The sequence below is a fragment of the Pseudomonas sp. UM16 genome (genome assembly GCF_050312595.1).
Classification (GTDB): Bacteria; Pseudomonadota; Gammaproteobacteria; order Pseudomonadales; family Pseudomonadaceae; genus Aquipseudomonas.
In genome coordinates this window covers 121,994-138,480 of record NZ_JBNPJT010000015.1, presented here as the reverse complement: position 1 = coordinate 138,480, position 16,487 = coordinate 121,994, and the positions used below count along the sequence as shown (strand labels likewise).

Below are 16,487 nucleotides of genomic sequence, written 5' to 3'. Positions count from 1 at the left end.
TCATGCCCTCCATCCAACCATGCCGCCCCTGGCAGGTCTTTCTGATTTTTCTGCGTTTGGGCCTGACGTCCTTTGGTGGACCGGTTGCCCATCTTGGCTATTTCCGTAGCGAGTTCGTGACGCGCCGCCAGTGGTTGAGCGAGCGTAGCTACGCGGACCTCGTCGCGCTCTGTCAGTTCTTGCCCGGCCCCGCCAGCAGTCAGGTCGGTATCGCCTTGGGGTTGTCACAGGCGGGCTATCGTGGCGCACTGGCAGCCTGGGTCGGTTTTACGTTGCCCTCGGCACTGGCGTTGATGCTCATTGCGCTGGGTATTGCCGGGGCCGGCCAGGCAATGCCCGATGGCATTCTTCATGGCTTGAAAGTAGCCGCGGTGGCGATTGTTGCCCAGGCAGTTTGGGGGATGGGGCGCACCCTTTGTCCGGATACACCGCGTATCACGGTGATGGTTGTGGCCAGCTGTTGGGTGCTGCTGGTGCCGTCCGCCTGGATGCAGCTGGGGGTGATTGCGGTGGCAGGTGTAATAGGGCCGCTCATCGTTAAGCCGGATAAACTCGCAGACCGCGACGCCTTGCCAATCACCGTCAGTCGTCGCGCTGGGCTGTACTGGCTAACGCTTTTTTTTGTACTGCTGCTGGGATTACCGCTGCTGAACGCGTTCTGGTCCAGCCAGGTCCTTAGTTTACTGGATGCCTTCTACCGCAGTGGCGCGCTGGTGTTCGGCGGTGGTCATGTGGTGCTGCCGCTGTTGCAGGCTGAGGTGGTGCCAAGCGGCTGGGTCAGCAATGAAACGTTCCTTGCCGGCTACGGCATCACCCAAGCGATGCCCGGACCACTGTTAACTTTTGCAATGTTTCTCGGTGCGTCGATGCAAAGCGCGCCGTCGGGTTGGCTGGGTGGTTTGCTGTGCCTGATTGCGATCTTTGCGCCGTCGTTTTTCTTGGTGTTTGGCACGTTGCCGTTCTGGGAGCAATGGCGGCGCAACCTGCGCCTGCAGGCGACGATGCAGGGCATCAATGCAGCAGTGGTGGGGCTGCTGCTGGCAGCGCTCTATCAGCCGGTGTGGATCACGGCCATCGTCCAGCCACAGGATGTTGTTCTGGTCCTGGTCGCCTTGATGGCGCTGATGGCCTGGAAGCTACCACCTTGGCAGGTGGTGAGCATGTGTGCGCTGGTTGGGTGGTGGCCAGCGCGGTAACCAGCAAGCGTTCGATCTGCGCCAATTCCCAGGTACTGAGCAAGCTGACCGGATCGGTGTCGCGGGGCCAGCTGTCGAGCGAGCCCTGGCGTCCATCGACACTCTGGCAACGCAGACAGTGATGCAGGCGAGCACCGTCGAAGTCCAGTGTCATACGCCAACCGTCAATATCGATTTCTGCACCCAGACGGCGTAAAGGGCGAATGCCTTGGGCGGCATCACGTAATTGTTGGTAGACCTCGCGAGAGGGGAGCGTAAACATCAATCCTGTTGTCCTGTAACGGGGGTAGTTGGGATCGCGAGTGCGCATGCTTTCATTGCTGCGTAAGCCCGCGCCCTCAATACCGTATCAGGCATCGCGCAACAGGTCCTGAGCATCCAACAGTCGATACGCAATTTCCGGCTGCCGTTCCAGGGCCCGGCGAATGGCCGCCGGGATACTCTGTCGGGTCTTGCGACACAGGCCAGGCAGTGCTTCGAGCTGAATGCTGAAGCCGCGCATGGTCCGCACTTCGTTGTCGCTGGGGCTGATCTGCAGGCGAATGCCCAGGTTCTCGTAGAGCTTGCGTTGCATGTGCTCAAGGTCGGCCAGGCTCTGCAGATTTTCCAGGCGTTCGAGCAGGCGCTTTTCCTCCTGCCGAGTGAGCAGCAGGATGCGCGTGTCCTGCAGCGTTTCACGGCCGCAATCACAGGCGCCGGGCGGGCAGGGAGTGCGGGTTGGCACGGAGGCGTTCATGACCTCCAGCATAGCGATGTGTACGGGCTTTTGCCCAGAGGCGAGCCGATGCCTGTCGTCGGCGCAGCTCGCCCGTGGTCTGCGACTCAATCCTGTTTCAGCTTCCAGGTACCCGGCAGCGACAAATCGCCGGAGCTGATGTCCCACACGCTGCTCACGCACAGCAGGGGATTGTGCAGGTCGGCATTGACCTTCAGCGCCGCGGTCACCCCGTCATAATTGAAACGCTGCGGGAAGCCCACGGCAGCCAGCGGCACGCTGATCTGCGCGGCGTTTTTGTCCACGCTCAGGGCATAGCCGGGGGAGTCGATGTAGATCGGCGCACCGGGCCAGGTGGCGGGCAGCTTCGGCTTGGCCCCTTTAGGGATGTCGCGCACCTTAAGCCCACTCGGCCCACAGCTTTGATCCTTGCTCAGCACCACCCAATGGGAATGCCACAAGCCGCCGTCGTTGTCGGTCTTGCCGTCGCGGTTTTCGTCGAGTTTGGGGGTGTCATCGAAGTCCGGGTGTGAGGTCAGGGCCAGGGCCAGAATCCCGGCCTTGGCCTCGAAGCCGACGCTGCTGCTGTCCAGGCTGGTCGGCCAGACATAGCTGTAGACCTCAGCGCCGGCAAACGCGCCTTTGGCGCTTGGCAGACGACTGCCGGCCTTGCCGTCGACAAGTTGCTCAAACACCAGGTTGTCGCCTTGTTTGAAGACCCGCGTCTGGACCAGATCGAAAGCTGCTTCGGCGTTGCCCTTGGCGCTGGTAATACCAGGGCTTTGGTGGGCCCAGACCTGGGTGGCGAGCAAACTCAGGGTGAAGGCCAGTGTGCGTTTCATGGGATGACTCCAGCTGGGTTATAGTTTCGATTCGATACCAATAAGCCTATTCTCATCCACACCTTTGTCAACATAGTTTTTATTCGATACTATCTATCGACATCATCAATCGAGGTCACCTGCCGTGCTATTCGACCTGTTGGAAAGGCTGTCGAGCCTGACCCGCGTCTGGTTTCGCCAGCACCCGCTGTTGGCCGAGCTGCAGCCGATACAGCTGAGTGCCTTGTTGTACCTGGCCCGTTGCAACCGCTATTCGAATACACCGCTGGCAGTTACTGAGTATCTGGGGTTGACCAAGGGTACGGTCTCGCAATCGCTCAAGGCGCTGGAGGCCAAAGGCCTGATCAGCAAGACCCAGGACGCTGCAGACAAACGCAGCGTGCACCTGAACCTGACAGAACCGGCCCGGGCGTTGCTCGCAGCGGTGATGCCACCGGATTTTCTAGCGACAGCGGCTGCGCATATGGGACCGCGAGCTCAGGACCTGGAAGGTTTGCTCGGCGACTTGTTGCGAACTATCCAGCGCCACGAAAACGTACCTGGCTTTGGCCTGTGCAAGACCTGCCGGTTTCATCGCAAGACCGCCACTGGAGGCTTTTGCCAACTGACCCAGGAGCCTCTGGCTGCGGCCGAGCGCGAGTTGATATGCCGCGAGCACCAGCTCGCCGAAACGACGGAGTAAGTGCCTATGACAGCTACCCCCTTCACACTTGACGCGGTGCTGACCGGCAAGGCCGTGGCCTACACTCGGCCAGGCTCGTGCAGTGCCATCGACAAGCGACCACGCAGTGGCGAGCTGATGGTCACCGCGCTTGGCCTTGGTGGCGACGAGCAGGGCGACCTGCGGGTCCATGGTGGCAAGGACAAGGCCATCCACCATTACCCACGTGAGCACTATGCGTTGTGGGCAGCCGAGTTGGGTGAGCAGGCGTTGTTACAAACACCGGGTGCCTTTGGTGAAAACCTCAGCACCTACGGCTGCACCGAACAGACGGTGTGTTTGGGTGATCGCTTTCGTGTCGGCAAGGCATTGCTGGAGATTTCCCAGGGGCGGATGCCGTGCTGGAAGCTCAATGACCGTTTCGGGGTCAAGGATATGTCGCTACGGGTTCAGCAGACGGGGCGCACCGGCTGGTATTACCGGGTGCTGGAGGAAGGTGTGCTTGCCGCAGGGGCATCCTTTGAGTTGATTGCCCGTCCACATCCGCAGTGGACGGTGGCACGCTTGTCGGCGGTACTGTTCGACAGGCAGGTGGATGCAGAGGTGATTCGCCAATGCCTGGCATTGCCCCTGGCGCCTTCCTGGCGGCGCACCCTCGAGCGCCGCCTGGAAAAAGCTGCAGTGGAAGACTGGTCGCCACGCCTGGTGGGGCCGCAGGCGTGAGGCTTGTTCGGGATCAAGGGGTGATCGCGACCTTCATCACGCCATCGCGCTGATGCGCGAACAGCTCGTAGGCGGCTTCAATATCGTCAAGTTTGAAGCGGTGGGTAACCAGGGGCTTGAGGTCAACGCTGCCACTGCCGACCACCTCCATCAATCGCCGCATCCGCTCCTTGCCGCCGGGGCACAGGGTGCTGACGATGCTGTAGTCACCCAAGCCAGCGCCAAAAGCCGAAAGCGGGATGGTCAGGTCAGACGAATAGACACCCAGGCTCGACAGGGTGCCGCCTGGGCGCAGGACACGCAGGGCAGACTCAAAGGTCGACTGGGTGCCCAGTGCTTCAATGGCCACATCCACCCCGCGACCGTGGGTCAGAGCCATGATCTGCTCCACCACATTGCCCTGCTTGAAATCGACCACGTGGGTGGCGCCCAACTGGCGGGCGACGCTCAAGCGTGCGGCAACGGTGTCGACCCCGATAATCGTGGTTGCACCCATCAAGCGCGCCCCGGCCACGGCGCACAAGCCAATGGGGCCAAGGGCGAACACCGCAACCGTGTCACCAATACGCACGCCACCACGCTCGGCACCGGAAAAACCGGTGGACATGATGTCCGGGCACATCAGCACCTGTTCATCGCTCAGGCCGTCTGGAATCGGCGAGAGGTTGGCCATGGCGTCGGGCACCAGCACGTATTCGGCCTGACAGCCATCGATGGTATTGCCGAACTTCCAGCCGCCAGCGGGACGAAACCCGTGAGGCGTACCGGGTCCATCCTGAGACGCGCAACCGCACAGGCAAGCGTAGCTATGACCACTGGGAGTGATGGCGCCGGCGATAGCCCGTTGGCCCTCGGTGAACCCCTGGACTTGGCTGCCAAGCTTTTCAATGATGCCGACCGGCTCATGGCCGATGGTCAGGCCCTTGGCGACCGGGTACTCACCGCGCAGGATATGCACGTCGGTCCCGCAGAGGGTGGTGGTGGTTATGCGCAGCAGCGCATCGGAGGGACCTACCTCGGGGATAGGTTTTTCATCCAGAACTATTCGATTCTTTTCAACGAAGATTGCCGCTTTCATGCGGGACATGGCCATTTCTCCTGAACAGGTGTGCGTGGCTTGGTCGTGCAGTCTTCGTTCAGGGTGCGCGTGTTGGCGGATAAACGCTATTGATCAGCATCATTAAAGCAGCGCGATGTATGGTAGATAGCGTCTTGCCCGGTGACGGACAAGACGCTATCTACAGTGGCTGTAAATCAGGCAGCTGAGCTGTACTTCTTCACGCCTTGAGCCTTGACCACTTGCTTGCGGCAGGCTTCACCAAAGGCTTCGAACATCTTCACCGAGTCCGGGTTTTGCGCCGCTTGCCATTCCGGGTGCCATTGCACCGCGAAGAGGAAAGGCGACAGGCTTGGCGCGTGGATAGCCTCTACCAGGCCATCTTCAGCGCGAGCCAGTGGCTCGATGCCTTTGCCGAGGGTTTTCAGGCCCTGGCCGTGCAGCGAGTTGACGCGGATCTCGTCGCTTTGCAGCAACTTCTGCAACCAGCTGCCTTGCTCTAGACGTACGCTGTGAACAGCGCTGTACTGCACGTCGACCGGATCTTCCGGGTTTTCCCGGTGATCATTGAAACCGGCTTCGGCGTAGACCTTCTGGTAGATGTCACCACCCAGGGCTACGTTGATTTCCTGCATGCCACGGCAGATACCGAAGATCGGCAGGCCACGCTCGATTGCCGCCTTGACCAGCGGCAGGTCGAACAGGTCGCGATCACGGTCCTGAGCTTTGCCTGGGGTTTCGTTTTCCTGGCCGTACAGCGCCGGGTCAATGTTGCTACCGGCACCGGTCAGGTAAACACCATCGGCCATGTCCAGGTAGGTTTCGAGGTCTTCAACGCCGCAGCAAGTCGGTACCAGGACCGGTACGCAACCGGCATGTTCAACCAGCGGCACGATGTATTTGTGGGTCATGACCTGATAGTTGTGACCTTTGCGCTCTTGGGCGCCCATGGTCATCAGCACGATGGGTTTACGCAGGGTTTGTTTCTTATTGCCAATGTTGCTGTTGGGCATATGTCACCTTGGGACAGGCGCGGCCTGTCATTATTGTGCAGGCGCGCACTAAAACCTTTGCGCTGCCTGAGGTTTCGAGCACTGCCGGAATGGCGCAGAGGGCCAGTGTTTCCGGTCGAAACCTGTCATACAGCTTGCCAGAGCCGTTTAATATGTCAAACGACTTCAGATTGCGCGGAGGAAGCCTGTCATTGCTTGAATGCAATTAACGCTATGCAAGCCTTGCCAGCCGGTGCTCCCAAGGTTTTTATCGGTTAATTATAGTTGACAGTGTAGCGATGGGCTGCAGTGCAGCCCGCGCGGTTCAGTGCAGAATTTGTGCAAGAAACCCCTTGGCCCGTGCACTCTGTGGGTTGTTAAAAAACGCTTCAGGGCTGGCGTCTTCGATAATCTGCCCGCCATCGAGAAACAGCACCCGTTCTGCCACCTGCCGGGCAAAACCCATCTCGTGGGTCACGCAGAGCATGGTCATGCCGGTATCAGCGAGCTTGACCAGCACGTCCAGTACTTCGGCAACCATCTCCGGGTCGAGCGCCGAGGTGGGCTCATCAAACAGCATGATCTTCGGTTTCATGCACAGCGCCCGGGCAATCGCCACGCGTTGTTGCTGGCCACCGGAAAGCTGGCTGGGGTATTTGTTGGCCTGGCTTTCGATCCCCACCTTGTTCAGGTAAAACCGTGCGCGTTCCTCGGCGTCCTTGCGCGACAGGCCGCGCACACTCATCGGTGCCAGGGTGCAGTTGTCCAGCACACTCATGTGCGGAAACAGGTTGAAGTGCTGGAACACCATGCCGATTTCACTGCGCACATCGGCAGCTTGACGGGTGGTCAGGGCAAGGTCGGTGTCGTTGACGCGGATTTGCCCTTTCTCAGCGATTTCCAGGCGGTTGATGCAACGGATCAGCGTGGATTTTCCCGAGCCGGAAGGCCCGCACAGGACGATACGCTCACCTTCGCGCACGTTCAGGTTGATGTCGCGTAGCACATGGAAGGCGCCATAGTGCTTGTTCAAACCCTCGATGCTGACCACGACTTTGCGCGGATCGGTGTGTGGAGCAGGGGTGCTTGCTGCAAGGCTCAGTGAAGCGGTCATGTTGTTATTCTCCCGCAATCAGTTGAAGCGTGCCGCGCTGTAGGGCGCAGGGTCGGTAAAGGTTGTTTCGCCGGTGAGCATCTCGGCCAGCAGACGGCCGCTGACTGGCCCCAGGGTCAGGCCGTGATGGGCATGGCCGAAGTTGAACCACAGGCCCTTGTGCCGGGCTGCCGGGCCGATCACCGGGCGCATGTCCGGCAGGCACGGCCGCCGCCCCAGCCAGGGCTTGGCGTCCAGGCGCTGGCCGAGGGGGAAGATCTTGCGGGCCAATACTTCACAGCGTTTGAGCTGGATTTCATTGGCGGCGTCATTGCTGGCGGCAAATTCGATACCGGTGGTCAGGCGTATGCCCTGGGCCATCGGTGCGAGCACATAACCACCCTGGGCATCGCAGATCGAATGCTTGAGCTCGGCGCCATCACGGCCCTGATAATGCATGTGGTAACCGCGTTTGATTTCCAGCGGAATGCGGTAACCCAACGGTTTGAACAGGTCCGCCGATTGTGGGCCGAGAGCGATCACCACTTCGGCTGCGGTGACCGGCCCTTGACGGCTGTCCACCTGCCATTCGCTGCCGATCTGACGCAGGGTGCGGGCATCGCCATGGATAAACTGGCCGCCACGCTTGACGAACAGTGCCGCGTAACCGCGGGTAAGGCCACCAGGGTTGGTGACGGTCTTGGGGTCGAGCCAGTGGATGCCACCCACCACGTTATCGCTAAGGTCGGCTTCGCGCTCATGCAGTTGCTGGCGGTCAAGTATTTCGTAGCTCAGGCCAAAAGGCGCAAGTGCCTGTGCATCGGCCTTGGCCTTGCTGAAAGCGCCTTCGTTGCGGAACACCTCGATCCAGCCGTTGGCCTTGACCAGATCGCCAAGCCCGGCGGCATCGATCAGCGCGTCATGTTCTTCCACACAGCGTTGCACCAAGGGCAACATCGCCTGCGTGGCGACGTTCAGGCCGGCTGCAGACGAATTCTGCCAGTACTTGAACAGCCAAGGTGCGACCTTGGGAATGTGGGTCAGGCTGTAGCGCACATCGGATTGGCGATTGAGCCCATAGCGCAGCAGGCTCGACAGCTCGCGAGGGAACGCGTAGGGGATCACGCTGGAGCGCTCGATCAGGCCGGCGTTGCCATGGCTGGTGCCGCTGCCGGGTTCGTCGCGGTCGATCAAAATGACCTTGCGACCACGTGCCTGCAAGTGAAGGGCCGTGCTGACGCCGACGATGCCGGCGCCCAGAACGATAGTTTGACAATGCATTGGAACGATCCTCACAGGCTGGCTATCAGCGCAGGTGGCGGCCCAGTCGGGCTTCTATGTGTTTGAGGCTGCGACGCACGATCTCGACAATCAGCAAGTAGAGCACTGCGGCCCACAGGTAAATCTGGAAGTCGAAGCTGCGCGAGAAGGCCAATTTGGTCACGCCCATCAGGTCGTAGATGGTGACCAGCGAAGCAATCGCACTGGCCTTGATCATCAGGATCAGCTCATTGCCCAGCGGGCCGATGGCGATGATCATCGATTGCGGCAGGATCACCTTGAAGAAGGTGGTCGAGCGCTTAAGGCTCAAGGCTTTGGCCGCTTCATACTGGCCGGGGGCAACGGCTAGTAAGGCACCACGGAAGATCTCGGCCTGGTAGGCCGCAGTGTTGAGGACGAAAGCCAGCAGGGTGCAGTACCAGGCGTCGCGGAAAAACCACCACAGCCCCACGTCTTGCCAAAAGCCTTTCAATGAGCCCAGGCCGTAATACAGCAAGAACAGCTGTGCCAGCAGCGGCGAGCCGCGGAAGAAATAGATGTAGCTGGCGCTCAGGCGCTGCAACACGAGGTTGTTGGACAACCGGGCCAGGGCCAACAGCATGCCGAGCAGGGCGCCGAGGGTGAAGGAAATCGCCACCAGCTTGCCGGTGACCAGCAGGCCGTCAATAAAACGCGGGCCGTAACGCTCCAGCAGATCGGGGTCCAGCACCAGTGCCAGCAGTTGATCGAAACTCATGTCCGGGCACTCCGCAGGTGGCGACTGAAGTACTGTTCGATGAAGACGAAGACCCGTCCCGACAGGGCGGAAAACAGCAGGTAGCCCAGGCAGGCGACACCATAGAAGAACATCGGCTCCTTGGTTACACTGACCGCCAGGTTGGTCTGGCGCATCAGGTCAACCAGGGAGATGGTCGACACCAGCGACGTGTCTTTGAGCAACGACAACCAGTTGTTTGACAGGCCCGGCATGGCTATGCGCACCAGTTGCGGAAAGATCACCTTGCGAAAGGTCGTCGCCTTGCTCAGCCCCAGGGCTTGGGAGGCTTCGTATTGACCTTTGGCGACAGTCTTGAAGGCGCCCAGCCAGATCTCACTGGAAAAGGCGGCGAACACCAGGCTAAAGGCGATCATGGCGGCGAGGAAAGTGTTGATCAGCACTTCGCCTTCGTAACCCATGGCGGCGAGGATCTTTTGCGCGGCGATCTGGCAGCCGTAGTAAATGATCAGCAGCGTGAGCAGTTCCGGCAGGCCGCGGAATACCGTGGAAAAAATCGTTGCAGCGGCGCGTGGAAAACGCTTGGGCGAACGGGCCATTAGCGCCACGCCCAGGCCAAGCGGCAAGCCGATGGGCAGGCAGGCCAGGGCCAGGGAAATGGTCACCAGCGCGCCGGCCAGCAGGGCCTGACCCCAGCCGCCGCTGGCAAAGGATAACAGGGACAGTTGTTCGAGCATGGGCGAACCCTCTTGCGAGACAGACGCGCACCCTCGTAGGTGCCGGCCTTGCCAGCGATAGCAGCAACGCGGTGTCAGTCAGTCCCCGGTGTCTGCTTCGCTACCAAGGCCAGCGCCCACAGGTGGCCTGGGCCAGGATTACTGATAGATATCGAAGTCGAAGTAACGACTGGCGATCTTCTTGTAAGTGCCGTTGGCGACGATTTCGTCCAGCGCCTTGTTCAGGCGCTCACGCAGCGCTTCGTCTTCCTTGCGCACAGCAATCGAGGCGTCGGCCTTGGTGCCATTGACGTCGCCAAGGATCTTGCAGCAATCCTTGCCAGCCTTGCCCAGCCATTCGGTCAGGGGGAACTTGTCGGCGATCACGCCATCCAGGCGCCCGGCGGCGAGGTCAGCGTTGGCCTCATCGAGGGTAGGGTAGAGTTTGACGTCAGCGCCGGCCTTGCCGTAGACGTCTTCGGCGTAAATGGCCTGGGTCGAGGAGGCTTGCGCGCCGACGGTGTAGCCCTTGAAATCAGTCTGGGCGTCGGTGATTTCGCTGTCTTTGGGCACAGCCACTGACAACGGCGTCTTGTAGTAGTGATTGGTGAAGGCGATTTTCTTGCGACGCTCTTCGGTATTGATCATCGAGGCGACCACCGCATCGTACTTCTTGGCCATCAGCGCCGGAATGATGCCTTCCCAGTCCTGGGCCACCAGGGTGCATTCCACCTTCATCTGCTCGCACAGCGCCTTGGTGATATCGACATCAAAGCCGTGTAGCTGGTTATCCGAATCGACATAGTTGAACGGCGGGTAAGCGCCTTCAGTGGCAATTTTCAGGGTTTCGGCCTGAACCTGGGTGGCGCCGGCGAGCAGCAGGGCGCACGCGCCTGCAAAGCGGATAACGGGTTTCATGGAACACCTCGATCTGTTGTTGTATGCACTCTTGCTATTGTTTGCTCGCTGACGTGTAGCCAACGAATTCGTTGTGTAGAGCAGCAGTTGCTTCCAAGCGTTTTTCAACATCCGGTCCGAGCTTCTTGCAGACCTCGTTGACCATCAGGTGCACCCACGACAGCATGGTCGCGGTGGACTCCCAGAACAGATTGAATTCGGTGGGGATGCGAAACACCTCAGTGGCATTGGCATCGGCCCAGTCACAGAAGGTGTCGGTCACCAGGGTGACCGGGATGCCGGCCTCGTGGGCCTTGTGGCAGAGGTTCAGGGCATGGCGTGAATAGCGCCGTGCTTCGAACACCACCAGAGCGCAGTCGGCCGGGTCGCTGAGTAACACTTCGCCAAAATGTCCGGCGCTGCCATCGACCAGTTGCACACCGTCTCGCAGGTATTGCAGCAAGTGGGCCATGCACATGGCCACGCCGCGTTCGGTCTGAAATCCTGCGACCAATACCTTGCGCCGCTGCGCCAGGCGCTGGCTGACCATTTCCCAGGCCGGGGTACGGCTGTATTCGTAGACGCGCACCAGCGCACCGACTTCCTGCTCAAGGCTGCGGGCTAAACCAGCGGTATCTTTGCCCTGTTGTTGGCGGAATTCTTGCAGCCGATCGCCGACCAACCAGGGGCCCTCGCCGAGGTCGTCCTTGAGGTCGTGTTTGAGCGCCTTGAGGTGCTCGTAACCCAGCGACCGGCAGAAGCGCCCGACGCTGGATTCGCTGACGCCGACCTTGGTGGCCAGGCTTGCTGAGGTTTCGAAGGGCAGGTCGGTGAGGTTGGCGAGCATGTAGCTGGCGATCTTGCGGCCGGAAGCCGCTGCACTGTGCAGGCTGTTTTCCAGGCGTTGCTTGATCGGTTGGCTCACGGGCAATTCTCGAGGTCGGTTGCACTTGGAAACAGAAAATGAATGTTTTCTGTCATCAAGTCAATATTTGACAGTTTGCTGTCACAAGAGGAAAGTTTCGCCATTGCTCACTGCTGTCGCCCATTCCAAATCCAATAAGGGAGCTACAGATGTCCGCACACCCCGACACTGCGGTTACACAGATTGCCTTTGCTGATCTGCAGGCCTTGTTGCAGCGCATTTTCGTCCGTCACGGCTGCAGCGAAGCGGTAGCCAGCGCGCTGGCCTTCAACTGCACCAGCGCCCAGCGCGACGGCGCCCACAGCCATGGTGTGTTTCGAATTCCCGGTTACGTCTCGACCCTGGCCAGCGGCTGGGTCAATGGCCAGGCCGTGCCTGAGGTGGAAGATGTCGCCAGTGGTTATGTGCGGGTAGACGCCAAGGGTGGCTTTGCTCAGCCGGCGCTCGCTGCGGCCCGTGGATTGTTGGTAGAAAAGGTCCGCAGTGCTGGCATTGGCGTACTGGCGATCCATAATTCGCATCATTTCGCCGCCCTTTGGCCGGATGTCGAACCCTTTGCCGATGAAGGCCTGGTGGCCTTAAGCGTGGTCAACAGCATGACCTGCGTGGTGCCTCATGGAGCCCGGCAGCCCTTGTTCGGCACCAACCCGATTGCGTTTGCCGCGCCTTGCGCCGGTCATGATCCGATTGTCTTCGACATGGCCACCAGCGCCATGGCTCACGGCGATGTGCAGATTGCCGCGCGCAAGGGCGAGCAACTGCCCGATGGCATTGGCGTGGACAATGAGGGAGAACCGACCCGTGACCCGCAGAAAGTTCTCGACGGCGGTGCGCTGTTGCCGTTTGGTGGGCATAAGGGCTCGGCCTTGTCGATGATGGTCGAGTTGCTGGCGGCCGCGCTAACCGGCGGGCATTTTTCCTGGGAGTTTGACTGGTCGCAGCACCCGGGGGCGAAAACCCCGTGGACCGGGCAGTTGATCATCGTGATTGATCCGAGCAAGGCTGCCGGCAATTGCTTTGCTGACCGTAGCCATGACCTGGTGCGCCAGATGCAATCGGTGGGCTTGCAGCGGATGCCGGGCGAGCGGCGCTACCGCGAGCGGGAGTTGTCGGCGCGCCAGGGGGTGACGGTGACGGTGCAGGAGCTGGAACAGTTGCGGGCCTTGGCTGAATGAACGCGCTGTCTGTGCGCCGATGCACAAATCAGTTGCACCACAGGTAATGTTCCTGCGCCTCAGGTACAGGTATCCTCGGCACAGCATTTTCTCCGAACTGTCCTGACTCAAGGAGCTGCACGCTGTGTTCAAACATGTCGATGCCTATGCCGGCGATCCGATTCTCTCCCTGATGGAGACCTTCAAGGCCGATCCACGTGCCAACAAGGTCAACCTGAGTATCGGTCTGTATTACGATGCCGCAGGCGTGGTACCGCAACTGGCGGCAGTCGGCGAAGCCGAAAAGCGCATGGCCGACCAGCCCCATGAGGCCTCGCTGTACTTGCCGATGGAAGGCTTGAATAGCTATCGCCAGGCGATCCAGGCGCTGCTGTTCGGCGCTGAGCACCCGGCGGTGCAGGGTGGTCGTGTCGCTACTGTGCAGACCGTCGGTGGTTCCGGCGCGCTGAAAGTCGGTGCCGACTTCCTCAAACGCTATTTCCCTGAATCGCAGGTCTGGGTCAGCAACCCGACCTGGGACAACCACCGGGCGATCTTTGAAGGCGCAGGCTTCAAGGTCAACACCTACCCATACTTCGACCAGGGCACACGTGGCCTGGACTTCGATGCTATGCTCGGCGCCCTGCAGGGCCTGTCGGCCAACAGCGTCGTGCTGTTGCACCCGTGCTGCCACAACCCGACCGGGGTCGATCTGAGCCAGGCGCAGTGGCAGCAGGTAATCGAAGTGGTCAAGGCGCGCAACCTGATTCCGTTCCTCGACATCGCCTACCAGGGCTTTGGCGAAGGCTTGGTCGAGGATGCCTACGCGATCCGTGAAATGGCCCGTGCCGGTGTGCCGTGCCTGGTGAGCAACTCGTTCTCGAAGATCTTCTCGCTGTATGGCGAGCGGGTCGGTGGCCTGTCGGTGGTCTGCGACGATGCCGATACCGCGCAAAGCGTCCTCGGCCAGCTCAAGGCCACCGTGCGTCGTAACTACTCCAGCCCACCGAACTTCGGTGCCCAGCTGGTCGCCGCTGTGCTCAGCGATGCCGCACTCAATGGCCAATGGGCGGCTGAAGTGGAGCAGATGCGCCTGCGTATCCTCGAGATGCGTCAGGGCCTGGTCGATGCCTTGGCGGTGCTGCTGCCGGGTCAGGACTTCCAGTTCTTCCTCAGCCAGCGCGGGATGTTCAGCTACACCGGCTTGAGCGTCGAGCAGGTCCGCCGTCTGCGTGATGAGTTTGGCGTGTACCTGATCGACAGTGGCCGGGTGTGCATGTCCGGGCTGCGTCCGGACAACCTGCAGCAGGTGGCTGAGGCTATCGCTGCAGTGCAGGCCTAATCCCCCCACTGTGGGGATTCACCGGTCCGACGCCCGGTGAATCCGCTCCCGCGGTACTCCATGGTGCAACCGCTCGGTCGGCCAGGGCTTTTCAAGGTGCAACTATTGGGCGCACAATCGCGCCCTCATTTATAGGGTTGAGAGGCGGTGACGCCTCTGTTTCGCCGCTCTCAGCCCTGTTGCAGTCTTGCGAGTGGAGTTGCACCCGGATGAACGAGCAGGCCCCAGGCGTTGAACAACGCTTCGAATCAACCCCAACCGCCCTTGGCAGCTGGGCCCGTCAGGACACCACCTGGATGCTGGGCCTGTTTGGCACGGCGATTGGCGCCGGAACCCTGTTCCTGCCAATCAATGCCGGGCTGGGCGGCTTCTGGCCGTTGCTGATCCTGGCGTTGCTGGCCTTCCCGATGACGTACTACGCCCACCGCGGGCTGACCCGTTTCGTGCTGTCCGGGCGCGGGGATGGCGACATCACTAAAGTGGTTGAAGAGCATTTCGGCATCGGTGCCGGCACCTCGATCACCTTGCTGTACTTCTTCGCCATCTTCCCGATCCTGCTGATCTACAGTGTGGCCTTGACCAATACCGTTGGCAGCTTCATGGAGCACCAACTGCACATTGAGCCACCGCCACGCGCCGTGCTGTCTTTTGTGTTGATTCTGGGCCTGCTGGCCATCGTGCGCTGCGGCGAGCAGGCCACCGTCAAAGTCATGAGCCTGCTGGTCTACCCGTTCATCGTCGCCCTGGCCTTCCTGGCGGTGTTCCTGGTCCCGCACTGGAGTGGCGGTATCCTCAGCACCGCCACCGAGATGCCATCGGCTTCGGCGTTTTTGCACACGCTGTGGCTGGCCATTCCGGTGATGGTGTTCTCGTTTAACCATTCGCCGATTATCTCGGCCTTTGCCGTTGACCAGAAACGCCGTTACGGTGTGCACGCTGACGAGCGCAGCGGGCAAATCCTCTGCCGCGCCCACCTGTTGATGGTGCTGATGGTGATGTTCTTCGTGTTCAGCTGTGTACTGACCCTGACCCCGGCGCAACTGGCCGAAGCCAAGACGCAGAACCTGTCGATCCTGTCGTACCTGGCCAACCATTTCAGCAACCCGACCATCGCCTTCGCCGCGCCGCTGATTGCCTTCATTGCCATCGCCAAGTCGTTTCTGGGGCACTACATCGGGGCCAGCGAAGGTCTCAAGGGCCTGATCGTCAGAACCGGCAAGCGCCCGGGTGCCAAGGCTCTGGATCGTATGACCGCAGCGTTTATGCTGGTGATCTGCTGGATTGTCGCGACCCTTAACCCGAGCATCCTCGGCATGATCGAGACCCTCGGTGGCCCGGTGATTGCCGCGATTCTGTTCCTGATGCCGATGTACGCCATCCGCAAGGTGCCGGCCATGCGCAAATACAGCGGGCAGATGTCCAACGTGTTTGTGGTTGCTGTCGGTCTGGTGGCTATCTCGGCGTTGGTGTATTCGCTGCTTAGCTGATGGGCTGCAAGGCATTCGGAAGCAGGATTGTGTGCTTCCGAATGCCGTAATTGTCCACAATAATTGTCTGGCAATACAACAATTTACGCTTGCCCATAGGTGCTTCGGGCACTTTCATGATTAACTCTGGTCCTTTACACACCCCCGCATAAGGACTCAGCTCATGGCTCAAGTGACTCTCAAAGGTAATCCGGTTCAGGTCAACGGCGAACTGCCAAAGGTCGGCGCCAAAGCCCCAGCGTTTTCCCTGGTTGGTGCAGGCCTGGCTGACGTCAGCCTGGCAAGTCTGGCCGGCAAGCGTAAAGTGCTGAACATCTTCCCAAGCGTCGATACCCCGACCTGTGCCACTTCGGTCCGCACCTTCAATAAAAAGGCCAACGAACTGAATAACACCGTGGTGCTGTGCATTTCTGCCGACCTGCCATTCGCTCAAGCGCGCTTCTGTGGCGCTGAAGGCCTGGAAAACGTACAGAACCTGTCGACCCTGCGTGGCCGCGAGTTCATCGAGCACTACGGCGTTGCCATCGCTGACGGCCCGCTGGCCGGTCTGACTGCCCGTGCCGTGGTGGTACTGGATGAAAACGACAACGTGCTGCACAGCGAGCTGGTTGGCGAAATTGCCGATGAGCCGAACTACGATGCAGCGTTGGCGGTACTGAAGTAAGCGCGTAGCCTGTCGGGGCTGCTACGC

At 60.4% G+C, this 16,487-nt stretch carries 17 protein-coding genes and 1 pseudogene; 7 read left to right on the top strand and 11 right to left on the bottom strand.

Annotation, left to right across the window (positions count from 1 at the left end):
- The first annotated feature begins 2 nt into the window (after positions 1 to 2).
- Positions 3 to 1,196: a chromate efflux transporter gene (gene chrA, locus ACQRAX_RS18930; RefSeq protein WP_412040921.1), complete on the top strand. Its 1,194-nt coding sequence runs from the start codon at positions 3 to 5 to the stop codon at positions 1,194 to 1,196.
- Position 1,197: 1 nt separating this feature from the next.
- On the opposite strand, the pseudogene ACQRAX_RS18925 reads toward chrA, so the two are convergent.
- The 3 genes and pseudogenes from ACQRAX_RS18925 to ACQRAX_RS18915 form a co-directional block, all read right to left on the bottom strand.
- Positions 1,198 to 1,458, bottom strand: a pseudogene (locus ACQRAX_RS18925) (DUF7693 family protein); the annotation flags it as partial.
- An 87-nt stretch (positions 1,459 to 1,545) separates the two neighbouring features.
- Positions 1,546 to 1,932, bottom strand: a complete 387-nt coding sequence (locus tag ACQRAX_RS18920; RefSeq protein WP_412040920.1) for a hypothetical protein — start codon at positions 1,930 to 1,932, stop codon at positions 1,546 to 1,548.
- Positions 1,933 to 2,018: 86 nt separating this feature from the next.
- Positions 2,019 to 2,753 carry a hypothetical protein gene (locus ACQRAX_RS18915; protein WP_412040919.1) on the bottom strand — a complete coding sequence of 245 codons (735 nt, stop codon included), beginning with the start codon at positions 2,751 to 2,753 and terminating at the stop codon, positions 2,019 to 2,021.
- A gap of 124 nt (positions 2,754 to 2,877) precedes the next feature.
- Between ACQRAX_RS18915 and ACQRAX_RS18910 the strand changes: the two genes are divergently transcribed.
- Both ACQRAX_RS18910 and ACQRAX_RS18905 read left to right on the top strand, forming a co-directional pair.
- A complete protein-coding gene (locus ACQRAX_RS18910; protein ID WP_412040918.1) occupies positions 2,878 to 3,435 on the top strand; it encodes a MarR family winged helix-turn-helix transcriptional regulator in 558 nt (185 codons plus the stop codon).
- Between the two features lie 6 nt (positions 3,436 to 3,441).
- The gene (locus tag ACQRAX_RS18905; protein WP_412040917.1) at positions 3,442 to 4,137 is read left to right on the top strand and encodes an MOSC domain-containing protein; all 696 of its coding nucleotides are present in this window, start codon (positions 3,442 to 3,444) and stop codon (positions 4,135 to 4,137) included.
- A gap of 13 nt (positions 4,138 to 4,150) precedes the next feature.
- On the opposite strand, the gene ACQRAX_RS18900 is transcribed toward ACQRAX_RS18905, so the two are convergent.
- The 8 genes from ACQRAX_RS18900 to ACQRAX_RS18865 all read right to left on the bottom strand — a co-directional run bounded on the left by ACQRAX_RS18900 (position 4,151) and on the right by ACQRAX_RS18865 (position 11,813).
- Positions 4,151 to 5,224 carry an NAD(P)-dependent alcohol dehydrogenase gene (locus ACQRAX_RS18900; RefSeq protein WP_412040916.1) on the bottom strand — a complete coding sequence of 358 codons (1,074 nt, stop codon included), beginning with the start codon at positions 5,222 to 5,224 and terminating at the stop codon, positions 4,151 to 4,153.
- A 167-nt stretch (positions 5,225 to 5,391) separates the two neighbouring features.
- Positions 5,392 to 6,207 (bottom strand): gamma-glutamyl-gamma-aminobutyrate hydrolase family protein, encoded by an 816-nt coding sequence (locus tag ACQRAX_RS18895; RefSeq protein ID WP_412040915.1) that lies wholly within the window; start codon positions 6,205 to 6,207, stop codon positions 5,392 to 5,394.
- A 304-nt stretch (positions 6,208 to 6,511) separates the two neighbouring features.
- The gene (locus ACQRAX_RS18890) at positions 6,512 to 7,300 is read right to left on the bottom strand and encodes an amino acid ABC transporter ATP-binding protein (RefSeq protein ID WP_045190096.1); all 789 of its coding nucleotides are present in this window, start codon (positions 7,298 to 7,300) and stop codon (positions 6,512 to 6,514) included.
- Between the two features lie 18 nt (positions 7,301 to 7,318).
- A complete protein-coding gene (locus tag ACQRAX_RS18885; protein WP_412040914.1) occupies positions 7,319 to 8,560 on the bottom strand; it encodes an NAD(P)/FAD-dependent oxidoreductase in 1,242 nt (413 codons plus the stop codon).
- A gap of 25 nt (positions 8,561 to 8,585) precedes the next feature.
- Positions 8,586 to 9,296, bottom strand: coding sequence for an ABC transporter permease (locus ACQRAX_RS18880; RefSeq protein WP_412040913.1), 711 nt, complete (start codon positions 9,294 to 9,296; stop codon positions 8,586 to 8,588).
- Positions 9,293 to 10,012, bottom strand: a complete 720-nt coding sequence (locus ACQRAX_RS18875; protein ID WP_045190090.1) for an ABC transporter permease — start codon at positions 10,010 to 10,012, stop codon at positions 9,293 to 9,295. The genes ACQRAX_RS18880 and ACQRAX_RS18875 overlap by 4 nt, the downstream gene beginning before the upstream one ends.
- A 138-nt stretch (positions 10,013 to 10,150) precedes the next feature.
- On the bottom strand, positions 10,151 to 10,909 hold the full coding sequence (locus tag ACQRAX_RS18870) for a transporter substrate-binding domain-containing protein (RefSeq protein ID WP_045190088.1): 759 nt from the start codon (positions 10,907 to 10,909) through the stop codon (positions 10,151 to 10,153).
- Positions 10,910 to 10,943: 34 nt separating this feature from the next.
- Positions 10,944 to 11,813: a MurR/RpiR family transcriptional regulator gene (locus ACQRAX_RS18865; RefSeq protein ID WP_412040912.1), complete on the bottom strand. Its 870-nt coding sequence runs from the start codon at positions 11,811 to 11,813 to the stop codon at positions 10,944 to 10,946.
- 149 nt (positions 11,814 to 11,962) lie between these two features.
- On the opposite strand from ACQRAX_RS18865, the gene ACQRAX_RS18860 reads away from it, so the two are divergent.
- From ACQRAX_RS18860 to tpx, 4 genes are all read left to right on the top strand, one after another.
- Positions 11,963 to 12,988 carry an Ldh family oxidoreductase gene (locus ACQRAX_RS18860; RefSeq protein WP_412040911.1) on the top strand — a complete coding sequence of 342 codons (1,026 nt, stop codon included), beginning with the start codon at positions 11,963 to 11,965 and terminating at the stop codon, positions 12,986 to 12,988.
- A gap of 124 nt (positions 12,989 to 13,112) precedes the next feature.
- Positions 13,113 to 14,309 (top strand): aromatic amino acid transaminase, encoded by a 1,197-nt coding sequence (locus ACQRAX_RS18855; protein ID WP_412040910.1) that lies wholly within the window; start codon positions 13,113 to 13,115, stop codon positions 14,307 to 14,309.
- A 209-nt stretch (positions 14,310 to 14,518) separates the two neighbouring features.
- Entirely contained in the window at positions 14,519 to 15,796 is a 1,278-nt protein-coding gene (locus ACQRAX_RS18850; protein ID WP_412040909.1) for a serine/threonine transporter, read from the top strand.
- 163 nt (positions 15,797 to 15,959) lie between these two features.
- Complete coding sequence (gene tpx, locus ACQRAX_RS18845) at positions 15,960 to 16,460, top strand: thiol peroxidase (protein ID WP_412040908.1); 501 nt, start codon at positions 15,960 to 15,962, stop codon at positions 16,458 to 16,460.
- Positions 16,461 to 16,487: the final 27 nt, after the last annotated feature.

Bases quoted from the DNA above. Each gene is read 5' to 3' on its own strand.
- ACQRAX_RS18880 (WP_412040913.1), bottom strand. From the start codon at position 9,296: ATGAGTTTCGATCAACTGCTGGCACTGGTGCTGGACCCCGATCTGCTG.
- ACQRAX_RS18900 (WP_412040916.1), bottom strand. From the start codon at position 5,224: ATGTCCCGCATGAAAGCGGCAATCTTCGTTGAAAAGAATCGAATAGTT.
- ACQRAX_RS18850 (WP_412040909.1), top strand. From the start codon at position 14,519: ATGAACGAGCAGGCCCCAGGCGTTGAACAACGCTTCGAATCAACCCCA.
- ACQRAX_RS18895 (WP_412040915.1), bottom strand. From the start codon at position 6,207: ATGCCCAACAGCAACATTGGCAATAAGAAACAAACCCTGCGTAAACCC.
- tpx (WP_412040908.1), top strand. From the start codon at position 15,960: ATGGCTCAAGTGACTCTCAAAGGTAATCCGGTTCAGGTCAACGGCGAA.
- ACQRAX_RS18915 (WP_412040919.1), bottom strand. From the start codon at position 2,753: ATGAAACGCACACTGGCCTTCACCCTGAGTTTGCTCGCCACCCAGGTC.
- ACQRAX_RS18870 (WP_045190088.1), bottom strand. From the start codon at position 10,909: ATGAAACCCGTTATCCGCTTTGCAGGCGCGTGCGCCCTGCTGCTCGCC.
- ACQRAX_RS18890 (WP_045190096.1), bottom strand. From the start codon at position 7,300: ATGACCGCTTCACTGAGCCTTGCAGCAAGCACCCCTGCTCCACACACC.
- ACQRAX_RS18885 (WP_412040914.1), bottom strand. From the start codon at position 8,560: ATGCATTGTCAAACTATCGTTCTGGGCGCCGGCATCGTCGGCGTCAGC.
- ACQRAX_RS18920 (WP_412040920.1), bottom strand. From the start codon at position 1,932: ATGAACGCCTCCGTGCCAACCCGCACTCCCTGCCCGCCCGGCGCCTGT.
- ACQRAX_RS18875 (WP_045190090.1), bottom strand. From the start codon at position 10,012: ATGCTCGAACAACTGTCCCTGTTATCCTTTGCCAGCGGCGGCTGGGGT.
- ACQRAX_RS18905 (WP_412040917.1), top strand. From the start codon at position 3,442: ATGACAGCTACCCCCTTCACACTTGACGCGGTGCTGACCGGCAAGGCC.
- ACQRAX_RS18860 (WP_412040911.1), top strand. From the start codon at position 11,963: ATGTCCGCACACCCCGACACTGCGGTTACACAGATTGCCTTTGCTGAT.
- chrA (WP_412040921.1), top strand. From the start codon at position 3: ATGCCCTCCATCCAACCATGCCGCCCCTGGCAGGTCTTTCTGATTTTT.